We start from the raw sequence: 17,696 nt of genomic DNA on the forward strand, positions 1-17,696 counted from the left end.
TCAGTCCGCAGTAGCGGACTGAATGATGTTCACTGCGTCCTGGCTATACAGAAACGATCGCCAATCCAGTGCGGCCACCCGCTGGCGAAGGCGCTGCAACGGCCGTTCCCATTGACCATCCTGCGCCGACAGCCAAGCGAGATTACACAGCTGGATATCATAGAAATGCCAGACAGCATGCGGCGCCTCCGCAGGCCCCAGCAGGCGAAGGGCACGCCAGACCTGCTCAACGGCCGCGTGCACCTCTGCCACGGTCGGTGCTTCCAGATCATCCAGCGGTATGCAACCCAGGCGGTGCAGGGCTTCACGCAGGGCGGCCCGGATCACATCATGCTGCGGATGGTAGGCCCACAGGCTGCACGACTGCAGCCGTTCCACCGTTTCTTCACACACGGCGGTATTGCGGGCCCAATCCTTTTGCTCATGTGTGACCCAGCGCTGCCGGCCCAACAGGTGCGCCCAAAGATAGGGACTGTTGTTTGCACTCTCCTCCAGCAATGCCCGCGCCTGCTGCAGCAGCTGCCAGGCGTGCGGCAATCGCGACGTATCCTGTATGCACTGATCAAACTGTTGCATGTACTGGTCAAACGTACCTTGGTTGAAATCGCCTTGCGCCTGCCCTTGCGCCGGGTTGAAACTGCCATACTCCACCACCATGCCAGAGCGGGCCCGCAGCACCTCCGCGCGAACCGGATCGCCCTGCTGATGCCAGGCATAGCCCAACAGATAGCAGGCATGGCGACGCAGGGTTTCTTCCGCCGTCAAAGATTCACTTTCGGTATCGTCTACCGTCCGTACAGCTGCCTGTGCAAGCCATGCCTCCGGGCACAGGCGGGTCAAAGACTCAATGGCTGCTACTGTTTTGGGGGGCTGTTGCATCAACAGCCCCAGCCCCTGCAACAACAGCAGCGCGTCTTTCTCCGCAGCCTTTGGGGGATGTGCCAGCAACTGCGCAGCGACCTCTGCCAATACGGGCGCTGGCACCAGGTGTTGCTGTGTCAGGTCACGCTGCAAGGCCAGCAAGCACACACCCACGGTGCGATGCGCAAAGGGAACGTCTTGCAACAAGCGGGGATAGCGCTGAATGAAGCTTTCACACATCGCCAGCGTAATCAGGGCGGTCGGAATAGCCTTTAAATGCACGGGTTCGCTGGCAAAGCAGGCTTCAGCAATCGCCGGGGTGAAGTGACTTGCCGGGATGTCATAAGGGTGCAGTTGCTTTGCGGCATGGCCATCCAGCCGGATGCGGCGCAGCACCGTGGCCTCATCCCAAAATACCAGCCAGCATTGCTCGACAAAGTGGCACTGATCGGCCTGACAGGCTTCCAGCCGATGTGGCGCAACCAACGCGTCCCAGTCTTCATCTTGGCCGTACAGGGACACCGCATAGGCATAGGTCTCCGCATCGACCAGATAGCCGGGCAACTGCTGTAACAGCCCTTTATTCAAGCGCAGTGCCTGCTGTCGATGCACGAGGGTGAGGCAGGATGCCGGGATGGTGTTCCGGATCTGCCAGCAGGTGCTGTGTGCCAGCGCCAAAATCCACATGGCTTCAGTTTGCAAAGCAGGGGGTACGAACTGGATCTGCCCGCCACTGCGGCGCACAGCCAGCTCGCACAGCGCTTGACTGCGTAGTGCCTCAGGCACCGCCTCCAGACTGCCACCCCGTTCGACGGCATACTGGCATAGCGCAGCGTTGCGCCATGCCAAGGGCACCTGATCCAGCCGAGCCCCTTTGTCGATCGCCAGCTGGCACACTTCGGCATCCAGCAGGGCCTCGGGTACGCTGCTCAGCGGAAAACGAGACTGCGGCAGAATGTGCGTTTGCCGGTACAGGTCCAGGCCATGCAGTGCAGAGGGAATACCCTGCAGGCATTGTCCATCCACACGGACCAGTGCCCGCGCCAGCTCAGGGGTAAACGCATCAGCCGGGAAGGCCGACAACAATCCGGCAATCTGCTCCGGCTGCTGCTGAAGCAGCGCCTGTAAAAAAGACTGGGTGCGCAGTTCAGCCGGGACATTGGACATCTCGGTCGGCGCAGTCTTCAACAAGGCCAGCCACCATGCTTGGTCCTGCCTGGGCTTCAAACTGTCCAGATCAAGGTCGTCCCAGTCCACGCGTACCGGAGGCAAGCCCCAAAATGCGGTATTCCCATGCGTGGCAAAATCAGCCTTGAGCCGGGCATCGCGTGCAGCGGCCTGGTCCTGCCATAGCGTCGCCTCATCCTGCAGCCCTTGCAGCCAGGCCACCTTCCCGCGCAACCAGAGCGCAGGACCATAGTGTTTGTCCTGCTGCAACACCCCGTCCAGGTCCTGCAGCGCCTCATCCAGCCGCCCCACCATCAGCAAGGCCTCTGCTCGCGCCCGCAGCAACTTGTAATGCCGGTTATACGGCATATGTTGAGCAAGAATCTCCAGCGCATGCTCCGGCTGATCCAGCCAGCACGCCCATACTGCTGCTGAAAAAGCCGCTTCATTCAGCAAATTGGGCTGCACTTTGGGGTAGCGTGCTGCCGCCCGCTCCATACAAGACAAGCCTTGGGCGTATGCCCCCACGTTGGCATAGCAATTGCCCATGTGGTAGAGGGCCAGGAAGCTACCGGGGGCGGCCTCGCTGGTCGCCCGGTAATAGCACCAGGCCAGCCGCCAGTCTTGCATCTGTACAGCCTGACCGGCTTGCTCATCGGGGCGCAGGCTTGCCAGGGTGACGCCATCGCGCAGGATGCTTTCCCCCCGGGCCAGTGCAGCACCAATCTTGCCCAGGTCCCACAGCGCGCGGTCATCCCAGTCTTTGGCTACCTGACTCTGCAACTCGTCGCGCAAGACAAAGCGCGCCTCATGCCAGGGAATAACAGTGCCCGGCAAATCACTGCTGTGGCTGTAATCCCAGTCTGCCAGCAGGAATACCAGTGTATCCTCGGTCAGCGTCAGCTCATCCACACCGTAAAACCAGCTGAAGAGATATGGGGTCGCCAGCCTGACAACAGGCTCATTGCACATTCGGGTATCGTCTTCCGCATACAGGTAGGCGAACTGCCGCGCATGCATCGTCCCCAGGCACTGAATGCCATCGTACAGATGCAGGACGTCGCCATGCACGTCCCCGGTTACCCAATAATGAAAGTGGGTGTCATCCTCCAGATGCAGGTCGCCATCTACCAGCAGGAAGCGGCGTCCCCAGTAGGCATGATCCAGCGCCCGGTCCCAGCGCTCATCCAGGCAATAGTTCCCCTTGAGATAGATCACCTCCACCGACTCGAGGTCTTCTGCATCCCAATCGTCCGTATCAAATTCAAACTGCGGGAACCGCTGTAAGGCTTCGGCTACCGACCACACCTCATACTCTGACGGCACACCGCTGATCATCTCGCTCAACACTTGGCTCCACACGGGTGCAGCCTGGCCGCACCCACTTTATGACAAAAACGTAAAGCGCCGTAGCATAGCGCAAAATCGGCTTGCCATACTTGAGCAAATCAGCGGATAGCCCGGAAAGTTTCTTCCGCCCTCCCTTCCAGCTCTTCATTCAGCAGCGGTATAAGCCCGCATCATGGCCAGCGCTTCATCCGTGTACAGGTAGTCCTCCCAGTCGAACTCGGCGACCCGCTTCATCGTCTGCCGCAACGTGGCTTGCCACTTCGGATCCCGCTCTGCCAGCCAATCGAGATTCCACAGCTGGGCGTCGTAGAAGTGGTAAGTGTCTGCTTTGCCTTCGGTCGGGCCGACCAGCTTGAGTGCTTGCCAGATACGCTCGACCGCTTCGATAACCTGTGCCTCGGTAGGGTTCTCCACGTCTTCCAGCGTGGCACTCCCCAGCCGGTGCAAGGCCGCCCGCAGTGCCGCCCTGATCACATTATGCTCGGGCAGGTAGGCCCACAGGGATACTGCGCCCAAACGCGCCACGGCCTCCTCACACACTGCCGTGTTGGTCTCCCAGTCCTCCAGCTCATAACTGATCCAGCGCTGGCGGTCCAGCACATAGGCCCACAGGGTGGGATTCGGGTAGCCGCTCTCTTCCAGCAGGCGGCGGGCCTGCAGAATGGCTTGCCAGGCGAGTGGTCGTTGGGACTCGTGCTCCGCCAGCTGGTCGTATTCGTGCATGCAGCGGTCAAAGGCGCGCTTGTCAAAATCGCCTTGTGCCTGTCCCTGTCGCGGGTCAAAGGATGAATACGGGCCGGATAGCCCCGAGCGCTGCCGCAAGGTTTCTGCCTGAGCCGTGTCGCCACGCAGATGCCAGGCATAGCCCAGCAAGTAGCAAGCATGGCTACGCAGGGCTTCTGCTTGCGCTTCGTCCTCGTCCAGCTCCTGCTCTGGGTCTAGCGGGGGCTGCTTAAGCCATTTGCCTGAGCACAGATCGGACAGCACTTTGACGGCCGCCTTGGGGTCGGCAGGCGCCATCAGCAAGCCGCGGCCATACTGCAGCGCAACTGTGTCGCGCTCGACATTGCGCGGGACACGTTTATACAGCCGTGCCATGACTTCAGCAAATACCGGTACCGGCACCAGATCAAGCTGTTCAAACTCATCGCGCAACGCAACTTCGCAGATGTCCGCAGTGCGCATGGAAAACGGCACATCCTTGAGCTCATCCGCATAGCGCCCAATGAAAGACTGACACATTTTCTCGGTAATGAACCGCGCCGGGATCGAGCCCATATGGATGGGTTCGGCACGGAAGCAGGCTTCCGCAATCGCCACGCTGAAATGGCTTTCCGGAATCTCGTAGGCCGACAGTCGATACCCTTGGCCATTGCGGATTTTTTTCAGCATGCTGGCTTCGTCCCAGAATACCAGCCAGCACTTTTCGTCAAAATCGTCGTAGTCATCCAGGCAGGCTTCGGGCCGATGCTGGGCTACGATGTCGGCCCAGTCCGCATCCTGCCCGTACAGTGATTCCGCAACGGCATAGGTCGCCGCGTCAAAGCGATTACCCGGCAATCCATGCAGGAACCCCTTGTTGAGCTTGAGCGCCGCCTGCAACGTCGCGGGCGTGGTATAGCGCGAGGGAATCTTGTTTTCGATACGCCAGGTGTCGCTGTGTGCAACCGCCAACACCCACATCGCTTCGGTTTGCAACGCCGGAGGGACATGCTCGATCTGCCAGCTACCCCGCCTCTCAATCGCCAGGCGACAGATGGTTTCCGTACGGAACACCTCTGGTACATCTTCCAGCGTGGCGCCTCGCTCCACGGCAAGCAAGCAGACCGCCTCATCCAGTAAGGGCTCGGGTACGCTCTTCAAGGGAAAGCTGCTGTTCTCAGGCATCCTGGCTTGCTGGTACAAGGTCAGGCTGTGCAAGGCAGCGGGAATGTGCACCAGGCAATCGCCATTCTGCTGCACCAGCTGCAGGGCCAGATCCGCTGTAAAGGCTTCCGCCGGGAAGATGGATACCAGATAGGCCATGTCATCCGCTTGCTGTTCCAGCAGCGCCTGCAGGAAAGCGGTGGTCCGCATGGCTTCCGGCACACGGAATGCTTCATGGCGCGCCCCTTTCAGCAGAGCCAACCACCAGGCCTCATCCTGCACCGGCTTGACATCGTCCAGCGCCAGCGTTTCCCAATCCACCGTAATCTTGTTTTCGCGCAGGAACGCCGCACATTGGTGGGTTTCATAGCTGGCGGCGTACACGTCATGCCGTGCCATCGCGCGCTGCTGCCATTCAAGCGCCTCATCCCGCTTGCCCAGTTTCCAGGCCACCAGTCCACGCAGCCACAAGGCCGTGCCATAGTCTTCTTCTTTTTGCAGCACAGCATCCAGATCCCGCCGGGCCTCCTCCAGATAGCCGGTCATCAGGAAGACTTCGGCCCGGGCCCGACGCATTTTGTAGTGCTGGTTATGCGGAATATGCAGGTCCAGCGTATCCCCCGCCCGCTCCACTTGTCCCAGCCAGCAGGCGGTAATGATGGCCTCAAAGGCAGCCTCATTCAGCAGGCAGGACTGCACGACGGGATACAAGGCAGCGGCACGCTCCAGATAAGGCAAGGCTTGCTCGTCCGCCCCCACGTCCTCCATGCGGCGCCCCATGTTGTAGACCGCCGGGTAATAGCCGGGCGCCAGGCGGGCGGCCTCCCGGTAGTACAGCCAGGCGAGCCGGGAATCATCCATCCGCTCCGCATCTGCCGCCTGCTTGCAGGTCTGGATGCCCGCCACCGTGACCCCCTCGCGGAGGATGGACTCGCCTCTCGCCATGGCCTCGCGGATGCGGTCGAGCGGCCATAAAGCGCTGTCATGCCACGATTCCTCCACCAGATACTGCAGGTCGTCGCGCAACACAAAGCGGGCCTCATGCCAGGGAATCACCGTTCCCGGCAAGTCGCTGTCATGACTGTAATCCCAGTCAGACAGCAGAAACACCAGCGTATCTCGTGACAGGGTCAAATCGCTAATGCTGTAGAACCAACTAAACAGGTAGGGCGTATTCAACGTCAGGCTGGGGCCAGGGCGATTGACTTCATGGTCTTCGGCATACAGGTAGGCGTAATGTTTGACATGCACCGTACCCATGCACTGGAGTTCTCCATCCATGCTGAGCACATCAGCATGGATGTCCCCCGTCACCCAGGGCGAGAAATTTGAGCCCTTGCTGATCCGCAGATTGCCCTCCACCAGCAGGAAGCGCCGCCCCCACCAGGAAAATTCCAATGCCTCGTCCCAGCTGCCATCCAGGGTGTAATCTCCCCGCAGGTACACCACCTCCACCGAATCAAGGTCATCGTCGTCCCAGTCTTCCGTATCAAACTCAAACTGGGGGAAGCGCTCCAGCGCCTCCTGCAGCGACAGGACGTCATACTGATCTGCGGTGGGGATGCCTGCGGGGCTTGCGGTCACGGGAATGCTCCAGAAGAAAATGGCAAGTGGCCCTGCCATGACATGGAAATATCTGGCGCAGCTTACGGTAATCCACACCCCTTTGCTTAACGCTACCTAAATTCTGTCGCGGAATCTTTCTTCCGGCATCACGACGCCCTAATCCGGTGCGAGATAGCCAGGTGCCGTTTCCAGCAGAAAATCCACCAGCACCCTGACGCGCTGTGGCATATGGCGGCGCATGGGGTACAGCAATGAGAAAGGTCGTGAGCGCCCGGCGTACGCATCCAGCACTTCGACCAGCCGACCCTGCGCCAAATCCTCCTCAACGATGAAGCGATAAGTCTGTACGAGTCCGGCACCATGCCGGGCCAGGGTAATGCCTCCCAAAGGGTCCTCACTACACCAGCTGCTTCCCTGGGTGAGGACATCCAGGTCTTTCCCATACTGGCGCAACATCCAGGCGACTGGTTGCCCCGTGCTTGGCAGGACAAACTGGATGCAGTCATGCTCGCCAAGCTGCTCCAGCGTCCGCGGCGTACCTTTGCGCTGCAGATAGGCTGGTGAGCCGACAATGACCAGCGGTGCATCTTCAAGTTTGCGTACCACCAGCCCGGAATCGGGTTGCATGCGTGCGCGAATCCCAAGGTCATAGCCTTCGGCGACAAAGTCGATATTGCGATTGCTCAGGTGCATGTCCACATGCACGTCAGGGTACCGGGCATGGAAGGCAGCGATACGCGGCAGTACCCGGTAATGTGCGTAGGGCGTCGCCATACTGATACGCACCGTGCCACTCGGGCTTTGTTGACGCCCGGTGATCTCACGCTCAGCTTCTCCCAGTTGATTCAATGCCTGGCGACATTGCGTCCAGTAGCTACGGCCCGCCTCCGTCAAGCGGATCTTGCGTGTCGTACGCGCAAACAGCGGTACGCCAAGGCGCACTTCCAGTTTGGCAATGGCTTTGCTGACAGCAGCAGGGTTCAGGCCTGCCGCATGTGCTGCAGCAGTAAAGCTCTCCTGTTCAGCGGCGAGGCAGAACAGCTCAAGGCTGGCTAGGGATACCTCATCAAAAGCGCGGCTCAATTTAATCCCATCGGGAACAAATAAATTGAATTATAGCTAGTTTATGAGTTTATTCAGCACAAATACTATGCCCCTGCGCTTTGCAAATCCGTGCAATCTCAACAGGAGAGACATCATGAGTACTGCATCACAACACACCGTCATCATCACTGGGGCTTCCAGCGGCATGGGGCTGGCTCTGGCCCGTGCGTTTCTGGCACGCGGCAGCAATGTCGTGGGTAATGCCCGGACCACGGAACGGCTGCAGCAGGCCTGGCACGCACTGGGGTCCCCGGACAACTTCCTAGGGGTGGCCGGTGACATTGCGCTGCCAGAAACCGCGCAGCAACTGTTCGCACAAGCCACAGCCCGGTTTGGTGCGGTGGATGTGCTGGTCAACAACGCCGGGATTTTTAATCCCAAGCCGATCACGCAGTACAGCAGTGATGAAATTGATGCCCTAATCAACACCAATCTGCGTGGTTTTGTCTACCCTGCGCAGCAGGCCGCCAGACACATGAGCGAGCGCAAACGCGGCAGCATCATCAACATCACCGCCAGTCTGGCCATGCAACCCAATGTCAATGTCCCGGCCAGTGTGCCGTTGCTGATCAAAGGTGGTTTGAACCATGCCACCAAGGCGCTGGCGATTGAGCTGGCCGCACACAATGTGCAGGTCAATGCGGTCGCCCCCGGCATCATTGACACCCCGTTGCATACCCCCGAGACACATGAGTTTCTCAAGACCATGCAACCGGCGGGCCATATTGGGCATGTGGACGACATTGTGGCAGCCGTGCTGTATCTGGCGGATGCCCGCTTCGTAACGGGTGTCGTGCTGCCGGTGGACGGTGGCATGAGTGCCGGCAAGTGGTAAGGGGGAGCGAGACATGACATCCCATCACGCCATCCTGCATCTGCTGCAGACCTACTTTGAGGGCTTGTTTACCGGCGACGTCTCACGACTGCGCGAGGTATTCCACCCCCAGGCCATGCTGTTCGGCGAGGTCAAAGGTACGCCATACCTGCGCAAGCTGGACGAATACCTGGACGCCGTTGGCAAGCGTCAGTCACCACAAAGCCTGGGCGAGCCCTTTGCCATGGCCGTGCTGGCCATTGATGTACAAGGCCCGGTCGCCATGGCTCGCGTGAGCTGCCCGATGCTGGGTTTCCGCTATATCGATTTCCTGAGCCTGACGCAACAGAACGGCCACTGGCAAATTGCCAGCAAGACCTTCACCCATGTTGCCCTTCCAACCGACACGGAGTCCTGAAATGCCCTACATCCTGATCCAGGTCACCCGCGAGGGTGTCAGTCCCGAGCAAAAGCAACAACTGATTCAGGGTGCCACCGATCTGGTGGTACAGGTCCTGAACAAAGATCCGCAAACCACCTTCGTGGTCATCGACGAGGTGGATACCGATAACTGGGGTGTGGCAGGCCAGAGCGTGACGCAGCTGCGTCTGGCGCAACAGCTGAACACCCCACCGCAAAAGTGAGAGACAACATGACAACCCTTTCTATCGCGACTTGCGTCCGCCGCGGGCTCATGGTGGCAGCCTTGTTGCTGTCTGGCACGGTGGCCCAGGCCGATGAACACTGTACTGCCCCCGGCTGCGCTGGCGAACCTTACCCTCATATGCCGGACATTGCGCCCATTGGCTCGCGCATTGGCAAATACATGGACATTCCGGAGTCGGCCAAGGGTCCAGCCGTGGACCCGGCCAAGGGCTACCGCATACAGGACTTGGGCAAAGGCCTGTACATGGTGACGGACAACATCTACCAGGCCATGTTCATGGTGCATGAACAAGGCGTCATCCTGGTGGATGCCCCGCCGTCACTGGCCACCCATATCCCCAAAGCCATTGCCGAAGTCACCCGGAAACCCATCACCCATCTGGTCTACAGCCATGCCCACATTGACCATATCGGGGCGGCCCAGGCTTTGGCAGGCAAGGCCACGATCGTTGCACATGAGGAGACGCTCCGCTTGCTGCAGCAAGCCGCGGACCCCAAGCGCCCCTTGCCGGGCATCACCTTCAAGGATCGCTACACGCTGAAAGTGGGGGGACAGCGGCTGGAATTGTCGTATCACGGCAATGCCCACGAGCCCGGCAATATTTTCATCCATGCCCCTGAACAGCGCACCCTGATGGTGGTGGATGTCGTGTTCCCCGGCTGGATGCCCTGGCGGCGGCTGGCCCTGGCGCAAGACGTACCGGGCTACTTCGCGCAGGTCAAGCTGATTGAATCCATGGACTTTGACGTGCTGGTCTCCGGCCATGTCGCTCGCACAGGCACCAAGGCGGATGTCACCCTGCAACGGGAATTCATTGAGGACCTCAAGGCCGCCGCTGGCCAAGCCCTGGGCAGCACTGCTCTGGGCGTAGGCCTGAATCCGGCCGATGGCAGCAACCCCTGGGCCGTGTTTGACAATTACATCGACCGGGTCGCGCTGCAATGTGTCAACACCCTCACGCCGAAGTGGGGCAAGCGTCTGGCAGCCTTTGATGTGTACATCTGGGATCAGTGCTACACCATGGAGCAGAGTTTGCGCCTGGATTGATTCAACCCAACCGGCCCCGTACCCCACCGGTGCGGGGCTGCAGAAAGGAAACTCGATAATGAGCATGACACAACTGATTTATGTGGGTGACCCCATGTGCTCCTGGTGCTATGGCTTTGGCAAGGAGTTGTCCAAGGTGCAAGCTGCGTTGCCGGATTTGCCGCTGCGGATCGTGGTCGGGGGCGTGCGGGCAGGCTCCACAGAAGTACTGGACGACGTTGGAAAGCGCTTTCGACTTGCCCACTGGGCGCGGGTGGAAGCCCTGTCTGGCCTCCCGTTCAACCGCGAAGCCTTCACAGCACATCAAGATCTGGTGTATGACACCGAACCGGTATGCCGTGCTGTGGTGGTAGCCCGCTTGTTGGCGCCAGAGGTCTCTCAACTGACCGTCTTCCGGGCCCTGCAGAGCGCCTTCTACGCGGACGGCCGGGACACCACGCAAGTGGAGGTATTGGTTCAGGTGCTGGCAAGTGTGTTCAGCGATGCAGGAAAAGCCCTGCCCCCGGACACCATCGCCGACTGCATGCGGTCGCAGCAGGCGCTGACACTAACCCAGCAGGACTTCATCCAGGCTCGACAATGGGGCATCAACAGCTTCCCCCAGTTGTTGCTGCAGCAAGGCGACGACCTCCGCTCGCTGGCGCCGGGCTACACCCAGGCAGAAGACATCCTGCAAGCCTTGCGTACCGAAATGGTATAGCCGTCAGGGCATGGCCCTGCAGCGCCGGGTCATGCCCTGGCTCAAACGGGTGATACAATGCACGCCTATGATGGTATTTACCTGTAGCAGCACACCGGCCTGTAGGCCTGTTCATACCAGCCAGGCCATGGCAGCATGACTGTTTCGTCTTCACTACGCCAGCAGGCACTGCATGCCTTACAACTGCGTGCACCGGACGAGAAAGCCCGGCGGGTGCTGGGCTGGTCGCTGTCCATGCCGGTCGACCCGGCGGAAATCCTGAGCCCCACCCTCCCCTTGCCGGGGCGGCCTAAGCATCCATTGCTGGTGCCGCCTGCACAAGTCAAGACCCGCTCCATGACGACGATCGAAGGGCGGGCAGCGTTGATTCATGCGCTGGCTCATATCGAGTTCAACGCCATCAATCTGGCGCTGGACATGGTGTGGCGCTTTGCCGGCATGCCGGAAGCGTTCTACCGGGACTGGTTACGGGTCGCCCAGGAAGAGGCACAGCACTTCCAGCTACTGGAAGGCCATCTGCATACGCTGGGTGCGTATTATGGCGATTACCCGGCCCACAATGGCTTGTGGGAAATGGCAGAGAAGACACAGGATGACCTGCTGGCGCGGCTGGCGCTGGTGCCCCGCACACTGGAGGCGCGCGGGCTGGATGTCTCCCCGGCCATCCGCGATAAATTGCTGCAAGCTGGCGATCAGGCTGCAGCGTCCATTCTGGACATTATCCTGCGCGATGAAATTGGCCACGTGGCGATTGGCAACCATTGGTACAAGGCCCTGTGCCGCGAGCGGGGGCTGGACCCGGTGGCGGCCTATGCCGAGCTGGCCCAGCGTTATCAGGCCCCCCGACAGCGCGCGCCCTTCAACCTCGAAGCCCGCCGGGCGGCGGGCTTCGATGAGGCCGAGCTGGCTGCCTTGCAGCAGCCCTGAACGATCAGGCCGGGATGGCTTGCCCCAGCCCGGCTTCTACCGACTGGCGTGACGCCGTCCACCCTTGCGGAATGGCTGACAGCAGCTGGCGGGTGTAGGGGTGCTCGGGGCGGGCGTAAATCACGTCCGAATCCGCTTGCTCCACCAGCACGCCTTTCTGCATCACCATCACCTGATCCGAGATGTGCTTGACCACCGAGAGGTCATGCGAGATAAACAGGTAAGACAGCCCGTACTCCTCCTGCAATTCCTGCAGCAGATTCAGCACCTGGGCCTGTACGGATACATCCAGTGCCGAGACCGACTCATCGCAAATCAGGATCTCCGGCTTCATGGTCAGGCAACGGGCAATGGCGATACGCTGCCGCTGCCCACCCGAGAACTCATGCGGGTAGCGGCCCAGTGCTGCACGCGGCAGCCCTACCCTCACCAGCAAATCACCCGCCAGCTGCATGCGCTCATTGTCGTTGCGGCCAATACCATGCAACTGCATCGGTTCCACCAGAATCTGCGCCACGTTGAAGCGCGGGTTGAGCGAAGCGTACGGATTCTGGAAGATGATCTGGATGCGGCGCTTGTACGCATGGAAAGCCTTGGGCGACAGTGCCAGAATGTCCTCACCGCCCAGCAGCACCTTGCCCGCCGTAGCCTGGTGCAGACGCATCAGCATCAACCCCACCGTGGTCTTGCCAGAGCCGGATTCACCTACGATGCCCAGCGTGCGACCCTTGGCCAGCTTGAAGGAGACATTGCTGACCGCGTGGCATGCCCGTTTACCAAACAAGCCTTCACGCAGGTAGAAGGTTTTGCTCAGGCCTTGGGCTTCCAGCAGGATGGTGTCATCCGCCTGATAGCCTCGGCTCACCTGCGGTGGTTCCACATACGGACGATCCCCGAGGAAGTCCTCCACCACCGCCAGCCGCTGTGGCCGCGAGGTGAGTGAGGGACGACACTGCAGCAGGGCTTTGGTATACGGGTCGGCCGGCTGCTCAAAAATCTGCTGCACGCTGCCGCGCTCTCGAATCTCGCCGTGCCGCATCACGGCCACTTCGTCGGCAAATTCACCGACCAAGCCCAGATCGTGGGTAATGAATAGCACCGCCATATTGTGCTTGCGCTGCAGCTCGGCCAACAGTTGCAGAATCTGCTTCTGTACCGTCACGTCCAGCGCGGTAGTCGGCTCATCGGCAATCAGCAACCGGGGCTCGCAGCCAATCGCCATGGCGATCATCACCCGTTGCTGTTGGCCACCCGACAGCTCATGCGGGTAACAACGCAGTTTCAACTCTGGCTCGGGGATGCCGACTTCCTGCAGCAGCGCCAGCGCCCGGGCACGAGCCGCCCTCCGGCCGAGCTTCGCATGCAGCATCACCGCTTCCATGATTTGCTCACCGACGGTAAACACCGGGTTGAGCGAGCTCATCGGCTCCTGAAAGATCATGGCAATGTCACTGCCACGCAGCTGCTGCAGGGTGGGGCGGGAGGCTTTCAGCAAGTCCTGGTCTTCAAACAGGATCTGGCTGTCTTCCGCGATCAGGGTCTGATCGGGTGGCAGCAAGCGCATGATGGCCATCGAAGTGACCGACTTGCCGGAGCCCGATTCGCCGACCAACGCCAGTACCTTGCCGGGGTGGATATCGAGGTTGATGCCTTTCAGCGCGGTAGTCAGTTGTCCGGCCTCACCACGAAACTGAACCTTCAGATTGCGAATGGAAATCAGGGGAGAATTCATGATTGGCCTCATTTCTGCTTCGGGTCCAGCGCATCGCGCATGCTGTCGGTCAGCAAGCTGAAGGCGGTCACAAACAGTGACATCACCACCGTCACCGTCAGAATCTGCCACCAGTAGCCCTGAATCAGCTCAGCAGGCGCTTCTGCCAGCATGGAACCCCAGCTGACCTGATTGACCCCTACCCCAAAGCCTAGGAAGGACAGTACCGCTTCATACTTGATCAGGCCCACGGTCAGGATGGAGAACTGCACCAGCAACACATGGCTCATGTTCGGCAGGATGTGCCGCACCATGCGCCGCAGGTGCCCGGCCCCCAGAGCATCTGCCGCCCGTACGTACTCGCGGCCCTTGTGCTTCATGAATTCGGCACGGGCCAGACGGAACGGGGACGTCCAGCTGGTGAGCGCCATCACCATGATCACGGTACTGATGCCACGGCCACTGACCGCTGCAAACGCCAGCAACAGCAGCATGTCCGGAATGGAGGTAAACACGTTGTAGAACCAGTTGAGCACGTCGTCGAGCCAGCCCCCAAAATAGCCCGACACGCCGCCCATCACCGCGCCAATCAGCACCGCCAGCAGTGCACCGCTCACCCCCACCAGCAGTGATACGGTCGAACCACTCAGCACCTTGCGACCGACATCACGCCCGCGCAGATCGCCGCCGAAGGGCAAGGTATCCTGCTGAACGATCACAGGCTCCGTGTTACGGTATTTGGCAGCGTCCTTCTCCAGTGAGGCCATGTCCGCTGCCAGCGGGTCCTCTGCTGCGCTCAGGCCTACCGTACCGCTGGCTTCTTTTTGCGCGGCGGCAATGTCTGCCGCAGTCAACAGCTTGGCCTGAGGCCCAGCATCCTTGAACAAGGTGGGCGGCGCATAGGGCTTGCCCACCTCCTCCCGCCAGTCCCCGCCCATCAGTCGCAGGCCACTGAGCGCAGCAACCAGCAGATAGGCACCGATGATAAACAGACATACCATGCCCACGCGGTCGCGCTTGAAACGCCGCCAGCTCAGGCGCCAGGGGCTGGGCGAGGTTTGCAGTGCAGGCTGCTCGGTGCTTGCCATTGTGCTTGTACTTGTCATCTCCGGGCTCCTTACCGCAACTCGACCCGGGGGTCGATCCATTTGTAGACGATATCGGCCAGCAGGTTGAACACCATGGTGGCGATGGCCACATAGATGGTCACTGCCTTGATCATGGGGAAATCACTCTTGTCGACAGCCACCACCACCTCGCGCCCCATGCCGGGGATGCTGAAGAAGGTCTCCAGCAACAAAGCGCCGATGATCAGATAGGGCAAGGACATCATGATCGAGGTCACAATCGGGATCAGGGCATTGCGCATCACGTGCTTCATCACCACCACCCGCTCGGACAAGCCCTTGGCGCGTGCGGTGCGCACATAGTCTTGGCCCATTTCTTCCAGAAAACCACTGCGATAGAAACGGACATTGGGTGCGAGGCTGACCATCAGCCCCAGCAGCATCGGCAGGGGGATGTAGACCAGCATGTTCTCCCACCAGCCGTTGCCCCAGCCCTGAATGGGAAACCAGTGAAATTTGTAGCCTAGCCAGTACTGGCCGACGATGATGTAGACCAGCACACTGATCGACATGGCACTGGTACAAATGATGGTGACCAGCCGATCGGTCAGCCCGCCCCGCCAGTAGGCTGTTAATGCCGCCAAGGCGATGGAGATGAGGGTATCCAGTACCAGCATGCTGCCACTGAGCATGACCGACGGGCCAATCCGGTTGGCCAGCACCTCATTGATCGGCATCTGTGTGGTCCAGGAATGGCCAAAATCCAGCGTCAACACCTGCTTGACGAATAACCAGAACTGCTCCAGCAAGGATTTATCCAGCCCGAGCTGGCTACGGATGCTGGCCAGCAGCTCATCACTCAGCCCCTTGCCCGCCAGGATGTAGGAGGGGTCGCCACCCACCACATTGAACAGAATAAACACCAGCAGCATCACCCCGAACAGGGTGGGCACCATCTGCCAGAGACGGCGCAATACATATGCAAGCATGAAACGTTTCCCGTCGTAAAAACCGTCCACCCTCTTGGGGTGGACGGGGGTTAAACCCATTGACGTTCAGCAGGTTTACTGTACGTCGAGGTAACGCCAGGGCGCATTCAGCAGCGCATGCGGCTTGAAGCCCTTGACGTTAGGCTGGGTTACGGTGTTGGTGATGCGGGTGTCGGTAAAGATCCACGGCTGCTGTGCGACCACGATCTTGTTCATCTCGTCGTACAGCTTGTTGCGCTCCGGACCATCCGGCAGCTTGAGGCTGGCCTCAAACAGGCGGTCATACTCCGGATCCTTGAAGCGCGCCCCATTGCTGTCCCCGCTGTTCTTGCCGTAGAGCAGCTGCATGAAGTTTTCGCCATCCGGGTAATCGGCAAACCAGGAACTGCCCCACATCTGCAGCTTGCCTTCACGCGATGCCTTCAGCAGTTCATTCCACTTGCCGTGCTGATAACCCAGCTTGATCTTCAGTGCGTCAAACTCTTTCTGCCAGTATTCATTCCACTGCTTGTCGATGGCACCCGTGCCACTGCCCATGGTGATGACCAGTGGCTGGCCATTGGGCTGCGTGCGGAAACCATCTGCACCTACCTTGTAGCCAAACCGGTCCAGCAAGGCATTGGCAGCCGCCAGATCATATTTCACGCCCGCACGGAAATCCGGGTTATGACCTGCCACGCCTTCTGGCACGATATAGTTGGCCGGAACAGCCTGGCCTCGGCGGATGGTGGCGATGGTTTCCAGATTGGGGAAGCCCATGGCAATGGCGCGGCGCAAGGCTATCTTTTCCTTGCTGCTGCCCCCCACTTGCGGATCATCCATATTGAAGAAGTAGTAGTTGGTTTCCATCTTCTTCAGGCGATGCAGGCGGATGCCCTGCTTGGCATACTTGTCGCTCAGTGTCGCTTCGGTCGGGTTCTGCGGATTGATGTTCAGCACTTCGCTCATCACCGCCTGCTGCACGCCCACATAGTCCAGCTGCTTGTTGGCGAAGGAAAGCCACAGCGGCTGCTCTTCTTCGATCACCGACATCTCGATTCGGCCTACGATAGGCAGTGTCTTGCCCTTGAGCGCCTTGACGATCTCGGCATCCACCGCGTCCTTGCCAGGCTGGCTGTTGAACACCACCTTGCGGTAGCTCGGGCTGGCCTCCAGCACAATCTTGCTGCCTGGCTTCCACTCCTTCAGCACATACGGCCCGGTGCCGACCGGATGCGCATTGGTATTGCTCTTGTAGGCCTCAATCACCTCGCGCGCCACCGCACCAAACACCGGCATGGCCAGAATCTGCATCATGTTGTGGTTGGTGTTTTTCAAAGTCAGCCGCAGGGTGTACTTGTCGATCGCCTTGATTCCTTCTACCGGCGTATCGTAGTTGAGCGGCCCCTTGCCTGCAGCCTTCACCACCTCATCCATGCCAACCAGGCGACCATCCAGCAAGAAGCTGTAAGGCGAATTGATGGTCGGATCAAGGAAACGCTTGAACGAATACACATAGTCTTCGGCCACCAGTTCACGCTTCTTGCCACCGAAGGCCGGATCATCCGAGAAATAGGTACCGGGCTTGATCTTGAAGGTGTACACCTTGCCATCGGCCGAGATGGTCGGCAGCGCATCTACCGTATTCGGAATCAGCTTGGCGGGTTTGGCCAGGTAGTCATAACTGACCAGTGGATCCAGCACATTTTCCAGAATCATCTGCGAATACAGGTCGTCCACCTTAGCCGGGTCAAACCCGGTTTCCGGATAACGAACGGCAGTCCGCAGCACTTTGCTCATGTCTGCAGCCTGGGCGGTCTGCATCATGACCATCGCGGCCATGCTGGCCAAGAAGAGGGTTGATTTACGCATGTCTGTCCT

13 protein-coding genes are annotated in these 17,696 nt (G+C 59.8%); 6 read left to right on the top strand and 7 right to left on the bottom strand.

From position 1 onward, the window contains the following. The 3 genes from ACE3O2_RS12255 to ACE3O2_RS12265 form a co-directional block, all read right to left on the bottom strand. Positions 1-3,375 carry a tetratricopeptide repeat protein gene (locus ACE3O2_RS12255; protein WP_374337877.1) on the bottom strand — a complete coding sequence of 1,125 codons (3,375 nt, stop codon included), beginning with the start codon at positions 3,373-3,375 and terminating at the stop codon, positions 1-3. Positions 3,376-3,522: 147 nt separating this feature from the next. Further along, entirely contained in the window at positions 3,523-6,828 is a 3,306-nt protein-coding gene (locus ACE3O2_RS12260; protein WP_374337879.1) for a tetratricopeptide repeat protein, read from the bottom strand. Positions 6,829-6,966: 138 nt separating this feature from the next. After that, the gene (locus ACE3O2_RS12265; RefSeq protein ID WP_374337880.1) at positions 6,967-7,893 is read right to left on the bottom strand and encodes a LysR substrate-binding domain-containing protein; all 927 of its coding nucleotides are present in this window, start codon (positions 7,891-7,893) and stop codon (positions 6,967-6,969) included. Between the two features lie 115 nt (positions 7,894-8,008). Between ACE3O2_RS12265 and ACE3O2_RS12270 the strand changes: the two genes are divergently transcribed. From ACE3O2_RS12270 to ACE3O2_RS12295, 6 genes are all read left to right on the top strand, one after another. Continuing rightward, entirely contained in the window at positions 8,009-8,749 is a 741-nt protein-coding gene (locus ACE3O2_RS12270) for an SDR family NAD(P)-dependent oxidoreductase (protein ID WP_374337882.1), read from the top strand. Positions 8,750-8,762: 13 nt separating this feature from the next. Then, the gene (locus ACE3O2_RS12275) at positions 8,763-9,146 is read left to right on the top strand and encodes a nuclear transport factor 2 family protein (RefSeq protein ID WP_374337884.1); all 384 of its coding nucleotides are present in this window, start codon (positions 8,763-8,765) and stop codon (positions 9,144-9,146) included. A 1-nt stretch (position 9,147) separates the two neighbouring features. Next, on the top strand, positions 9,148-9,372 hold the full coding sequence (locus ACE3O2_RS12280; protein WP_374337887.1) for a 4-oxalocrotonate tautomerase family protein: 225 nt from the start codon (positions 9,148-9,150) through the stop codon (positions 9,370-9,372). 8 nt (positions 9,373-9,380) lie between these two features. Further along, the gene (locus ACE3O2_RS12285) at positions 9,381-10,442 is read left to right on the top strand and encodes an MBL fold metallo-hydrolase (RefSeq protein WP_374337889.1); all 1,062 of its coding nucleotides are present in this window, start codon (positions 9,381-9,383) and stop codon (positions 10,440-10,442) included. 58 nt (positions 10,443-10,500) lie between these two features. Continuing rightward, a complete protein-coding gene (locus ACE3O2_RS12290) occupies positions 10,501-11,142 on the top strand; it encodes a DsbA family protein (RefSeq protein WP_374337892.1) in 642 nt (213 codons plus the stop codon). 135 nt (positions 11,143-11,277) lie between these two features. Beyond that, complete coding sequence (locus ACE3O2_RS12295; RefSeq protein WP_374337894.1) at positions 11,278-12,069, top strand: ferritin-like domain-containing protein; 792 nt, start codon at positions 11,278-11,280, stop codon at positions 12,067-12,069. Positions 12,070-12,073: 4 nt separating this feature from the next. Here the strand turns inward: ACE3O2_RS12295 and ACE3O2_RS12300 are convergent, their stop codons facing one another. From ACE3O2_RS12300 to ACE3O2_RS12315, 4 genes are all read right to left on the bottom strand, one after another. Beyond that, positions 12,074-13,801, bottom strand: coding sequence for an ABC transporter ATP-binding protein (locus ACE3O2_RS12300; protein WP_374337896.1), 1,728 nt, complete (start codon positions 13,799-13,801; stop codon positions 12,074-12,076). An 8-nt stretch (positions 13,802-13,809) separates the two neighbouring features. Continuing rightward, positions 13,810-14,886 carry an ABC transporter permease gene (locus tag ACE3O2_RS12305; protein WP_374337898.1) on the bottom strand — a complete coding sequence of 359 codons (1,077 nt, stop codon included), beginning with the start codon at positions 14,884-14,886 and terminating at the stop codon, positions 13,810-13,812. Positions 14,887-14,897: 11 nt separating this feature from the next. After that, positions 14,898-15,836, bottom strand: a complete 939-nt coding sequence (locus tag ACE3O2_RS12310) for an ABC transporter permease (RefSeq protein ID WP_168877271.1) — start codon at positions 15,834-15,836, stop codon at positions 14,898-14,900. 75 nt (positions 15,837-15,911) lie between these two features. Then, positions 15,912-17,687 carry an ABC transporter substrate-binding protein gene (locus tag ACE3O2_RS12315; protein ID WP_374337900.1) on the bottom strand — a complete coding sequence of 592 codons (1,776 nt, stop codon included), beginning with the start codon at positions 17,685-17,687 and terminating at the stop codon, positions 15,912-15,914. Positions 17,688-17,696 lie beyond the last annotated feature (9 nt).

This window comes from Leeia sp. (assembly GCF_041909055.1).
Lineage (GTDB): Bacteria > Pseudomonadota > Gammaproteobacteria > Burkholderiales > Leeiaceae > Leeia > Leeia aquatica.

Bases quoted from the DNA above. Each gene is read 5' to 3' on its own strand.
- ACE3O2_RS12310 (WP_168877271.1), bottom strand. From the start codon at position 15,836: ATGCTTGCATATGTATTGCGCCGTCTCTGGCAGATGGTGCCCACCCTG.
- ACE3O2_RS12285 (WP_374337889.1), top strand. From the start codon at position 9,381: ATGACAACCCTTTCTATCGCGACTTGCGTCCGCCGCGGGCTCATGGTG.
- ACE3O2_RS12270 (WP_374337882.1), top strand. From the start codon at position 8,009: ATGAGTACTGCATCACAACACACCGTCATCATCACTGGGGCTTCCAGC.
- ACE3O2_RS12280 (WP_374337887.1), top strand. From the start codon at position 9,148: ATGCCCTACATCCTGATCCAGGTCACCCGCGAGGGTGTCAGTCCCGAG.
- ACE3O2_RS12295 (WP_374337894.1), top strand. From the start codon at position 11,278: ATGACTGTTTCGTCTTCACTACGCCAGCAGGCACTGCATGCCTTACAA.
- ACE3O2_RS12275 (WP_374337884.1), top strand. From the start codon at position 8,763: ATGACATCCCATCACGCCATCCTGCATCTGCTGCAGACCTACTTTGAG.
- ACE3O2_RS12290 (WP_374337892.1), top strand. From the start codon at position 10,501: ATGAGCATGACACAACTGATTTATGTGGGTGACCCCATGTGCTCCTGG.
- ACE3O2_RS12300 (WP_374337896.1), bottom strand. From the start codon at position 13,801: ATGAATTCTCCCCTGATTTCCATTCGCAATCTGAAGGTTCAGTTTCGT.
- ACE3O2_RS12305 (WP_374337898.1), bottom strand. From the start codon at position 14,886: ATGACAAGTACAAGCACAATGGCAAGCACCGAGCAGCCTGCACTGCAA.
- ACE3O2_RS12315 (WP_374337900.1), bottom strand. From the start codon at position 17,687: ATGCGTAAATCAACCCTCTTCTTGGCCAGCATGGCCGCGATGGTCATG.